The organism is Dietzia sp. CW19 (assembly GCF_014145265.1).
Taxonomy (GTDB): Bacteria; Actinomycetota; Actinomycetes; order Mycobacteriales; family Mycobacteriaceae; genus Dietzia; species Dietzia natronolimnaea.
In genome coordinates this window covers 1-3,172 of the sequence record NZ_JAALEE010000394.1, presented here as the reverse complement: position 1 = coordinate 3,172, position 3,172 = coordinate 1, and the positions used below count along the sequence as shown (strand labels likewise).

General features: G+C 70.8%; 4 protein-coding genes. 2 read left to right on the top strand and 2 right to left on the bottom strand.

What is annotated here, in order from left to right; all coding sequences use genetic code 11:
• Together G6021_RS12010 and G6021_RS12005 are read right to left on the bottom strand one after the other, a co-directional pair.
• Positions 1 to 740, bottom strand: a 740-nt coding sequence (locus G6021_RS12010) for a bifunctional adenosylcobinamide kinase/adenosylcobinamide-phosphate guanylyltransferase (RefSeq protein ID WP_241736536.1), incomplete at its 3' end; no start/stop codon positions are given.
• 99 nt (positions 741 to 839) lie between these two features.
• Positions 840 to 1,535, bottom strand: a complete 696-nt coding sequence (locus G6021_RS12005; protein ID WP_182610029.1) for a DUF3043 domain-containing protein — start codon at positions 1,533 to 1,535, stop codon at positions 840 to 842.
• Positions 1,536 to 1,702: 167 nt separating this feature from the next.
• Between G6021_RS12005 and G6021_RS12000 the strand changes: the two genes are divergently transcribed.
• Both G6021_RS12000 and G6021_RS11995 read left to right on the top strand, forming a co-directional pair.
• Positions 1,703 to 2,065: an iron-sulfur cluster assembly accessory protein gene (locus tag G6021_RS12000; RefSeq protein ID WP_107756186.1), complete on the top strand. Its 363-nt coding sequence runs from the start codon at positions 1,703 to 1,705 to the stop codon at positions 2,063 to 2,065.
• Between the two features lie 65 nt (positions 2,066 to 2,130).
• Positions 2,131 to 3,108, top strand: a complete 978-nt coding sequence (locus tag G6021_RS11995) for a carbohydrate kinase family protein (RefSeq protein WP_182610028.1) — start codon at positions 2,131 to 2,133, stop codon at positions 3,106 to 3,108.
• Positions 3,109 to 3,172 lie beyond the last annotated feature (64 nt).

Genomic DNA, 3,172 nt, shown 5'->3' with positions numbered 1-3,172 from the left:
TGCGCGGACTCCGACCCGGGACCCGGCTCGTCCTGCGCCCCGGTCTCCGGTTCGAGGTCCCGGGCGGTCCCGCCGGACACCTGCGGGTCAGTGGTGTCCCCTGTCGCACCGGCGGGCGCGGTGGCCCCACCGACGGTGGGAGCGGACGCCGCGGGGTGGGCCGGAGCCGGTGAGGCGGGGTGACCGGGGGAGCGGTCCGCCGCGGCGGGGGCCCCGGGGGAGGAGAGGGGGAGGACCCTGCCCGCGACGACGAGGACGGCCGAGTCACACACCTCGGCCAACCGCCGGTTGAGCGAACCGACCAGATCGGAGAACAGACGGCCGGAGAGGGTGTCGGGCACGACCCCCAGGCCGACCTCGGGGGAGACCAGGACGAGCGAACCGGGGTGGGCGGCGACCGCCGAGACCAGCGCGTCGACCTCATCGGACACGGCCGCCCCGCCGTCAGTCCACCCGAGGGTGGCGTCCATCCGGCGGGTGAGCCAACCCCCGAGATCGTCGACGAGGACCGTGTCGGCCGGGTGATCGGCGAGTACCCGCGGGATCTCGTCGGTCTCCTCGGTGGACCATTCGGCGGGCCTGCGGTCCCGGTGCGCGGCGATCCTGGCGGTCATCTCGGCGTCGTCGTGGTCCGGTCGCGCGGTGGCCACGTACACCACGTCCGCGCCGGTGGCCTCGGCCACCGATTCGGCGTGGGCGGACTTGCCCGAGCGGGTGCCGCCGAGGACGAGCAGGCGCATGGCGTTCCGGGCCTTTCCGTGGATCGTCGGTCAGGTCAGCTGTCGTTCAGGTCAGCTGCCGAGCAGGTCAGATGGTGATCAGGCCAGATGGTGATCAGGTCAGATGGAGTCGCCCGGGCGTACCCGGGGGCGCGGGGTGCGGAGCATCCGCGGCTGCGTCGCCCGCATCACCGCGTACCAGCCCATGCCGAACCCGGTGTCCTCGGTGTCCGGGAACCGCTCGCGGACGACACTGTTGACCTTGCGTCCGAGGAGGATTCCGTCCACCACCACCACGACGATCAGGATGAGGAACAGGTTCTGGCTGTAGAACATCAGTTCCGGGTTGGGGATCAGCTGGAAGATGATCACGAACAGCGCGAGCGGCATGAAGAAGTTGATCAGGCGCCGGTGGGTGTCCACCCAGTCGCGGGCGAAGCGACGGACCTCGCCGCGGTCCCGCGAGAGCACGTAACGGTCGTCGCCGGCCATCATGAGCTGGCGGCGCTCCTCACGGGCGGTACGCTGCTCGGCCCGGGCGGCCTTGCGCTCGTCCTTGGTCATGCTGGCCTCGGCGGCCTTCCGGCGCTCCTTGGCCTCCTTACGGGTGACCGGCGCCGTGACGGGACCCGTCCGCAGGCCGCGCGCGCGCTCCTGGTCCCGCCGCTTGGGGGTGGGCTTGCCCTTGCCCGCGGGCCGACGGGCGTCCCCTGCAGGCCCCGGATCCGTGCCCGGGGAGGACTCCGGCCCGGTGTCGGTACCTGCGGAGCCCTTGCCGGGGTCGTCTTTACTGGAGCCGAATGCGCGCAACTTCACATACCCAGGCTAGGCGATCGATCCCCGCCGAGGACATTCACCCGTCACTCCTCGCAGGCGTATCGTGTCAGGCGACGCGGCGTCCGGGGAATAGAGAGCTCCCCGGTGGGCGTTGCACCACCGTAGGACGCCACCGAAGACCCTCTCGGATCGCAAGGAGAACCGACATGACCACTGCGGAGAACACCGCCACGGAGACCACCGCCACCGGTGTGCTGCTCACCGACGCCGCCGCCTCGAAGGCCAAGGCACTCCTCGACCAGGAAGGTCGCGACGATCTGGCCCTGCGCATCGCCGTCCAGCCCGGTGGTTGTGCCGGCCTGCGGTACCAGCTCTTCTTCGACGACCGCTCGCTCGACGGCGACGTCGTGGACGACTTCGGTGGCATCAAGCTCGCCGTCGACCGGATGAGCGTGCCCTACCTGACCGGTGCGTCGATCGACTTCGTCGACACCATCGAGAAGCAGGGCTTCACCATCGACAACCCCCAGGCCACCGGCTCGTGCGCCTGCGGCGACTCGTTCAACTGAGTCCAGCCGGGCACTGACGACCCGGGCCGATCGCTGGTCGGCCCGGGTCGTCTACTGTCTGGAGCATGTCAGTAGTCATCACGGGTTCCATCGCCACCGACCACCTCATGACCTTCTCGGGTCGGTTCTCCGAGCAGCTCCTGCCGGACCAGCTCGCCCACGTGTCGCTGAGCTTCCTGGTGGACTCCCTCCAGATCCGCCGCGGCGGAGTGGGTGGCAACATCGCGTTCGCGCTCGGCGTGCTCGGCCGTCGTCCCCATCTGGTGGGCGCCGCGGGTGAGGACTTCGCCGAGTACCGCGACTGGCTGGAGAGGCACGGCGTGGACACCTCGGCGGTCCACATCAGCTCCGCCCTGCACACCGCACGGTTCGTGTGCACCACCGACTCGGACATGGCCCAGCTCGCCTCGTTCTACCCCGGCGCGATGGGTGAGGCGGCCACCATCTCCCTGGCCCGCCTGGTCGACCGCATCGGTCGGCCCGAGATCGTGCTCATCGGCGCCAACGACCCGACCGCGATGAACTCCCACACGGCGGAGTGCCGCGAGCTCGGGCTCGACTTCGCGGCCGACCCCTCCCAGCAGCTGGCGTTCCTCGACGGTGAGGCGGCCGCAGCGCTGGTCGACGGCGCCCGGTACCTGTTCACCAACGAGTACGAGTACGAACTCCTGCTGAACAAGACCGGGTGGACGGCCGAGGAGCTGGACGACAAGGTCGGTACCCGCATCACCACCCGCGGAGGAAAGAGCGTGGTGATCGTGGAGAAGGGCGCCGAGCCCCTCGAGGTGGGCATCGTGCCCTCGGACAACCTGCTCGACCCCACGGGCGTCGGCGACGCGTTCCGCGCCGGATTCCTCACCGGTGTGGTCGACGGCCTCTCGCTGGAGCGTTCGGCCCAGTTCGGTGCTCTCATCGCGACCCACGTGCTGGAGACCACCGGCACCCAGGAGTGGAGCATCGACCCCGCCGCCGCGCGCCGGCGACTCGCCGCGGCCTACGGGGACGAGGCCGCCGAGGAGCTCGCGGCGCTGCTGCCCGCCTGATCCCGCCCGGGGCGCTCACCGCCGTGCCGACGACCACCGACCGGCCAGCGACCGACCCCCGACA